We start from the raw sequence: 672 nt of genomic DNA, 5'->3' as shown, positions 1-672 counted from the left end.
TGACCTTCCACGGCTCGGTCGAGCCGGAGGGTCGCCATCCGACCCGGCCCTTGAACGGGCCAGAGGTGAGGACGGTGGTCTCCCATCCGCCGGGTGTGGTGGAGACGCTGCGGTTGTGTCCTCCGCAGGCCCCGCCCAAATGATCGATATCGGTGGGTCCGCCGTCTTGCCAGTCCGGCATGTGGTGCGCCTGAGTCCGTGACCACGGGGTAGTGCAGCCGGGCGCGGTGCATCCGCGGTCCCGACCGAACAACGCGAGCCGCTGAGCCAGCGAGGCCAACCGGCGGCCGCGCCCGAAGTGCAGGATCTGCGAGGACTGGCCTTCGAACACTTCAAGCCACGGCGTGGCGTCGGCGGCGATGTCGACCAGATCAGTGACCGGCAGACGAGTGCCGGTCGCGGTGACCGCAACACCCGCCCGGTTCTCGAGGTCCTCCAGCGAAGCGGTGACCACAAGGTGTGAGGGGAGGGCGACGGAATCACCGAGCGCGCCGTTCGCCAAAAGGTGGTCGAGCATCGCTTCGAGCGCGTCGTGGTTGCGCTGGGACTGTGACCGGGTGTCGCGTTCGCGGGCGGCGGCGAGGGCCTCGGCGTCGGCACCGTAGGCAGTCCCGTGCGGGGACTCCGGGTCGTCCGGGTTGTTCATCCCTGGCTCTGCCCAGAGGGTGAGAA

1 protein-coding gene is annotated in these 672 nt (G+C 69.2%); it reads right to left on the bottom strand.

What is annotated here, in order from left to right; translation table 11 throughout:
• On the bottom strand, window positions 1-672 hold a 672-nt coding region (locus WFK36_RS22705), incomplete at both ends, for an HNH endonuclease signature motif containing protein (protein WP_336794516.1).

It is taken from the genome of Gordonia malaquae, from assembly GCF_037148075.1.
GTDB lineage: Bacteria > Actinomycetota > Actinomycetes > Mycobacteriales > Mycobacteriaceae > Gordonia > Gordonia malaquae.
This window is presented reverse-complemented; position numbering and strand designations above follow the sequence as displayed.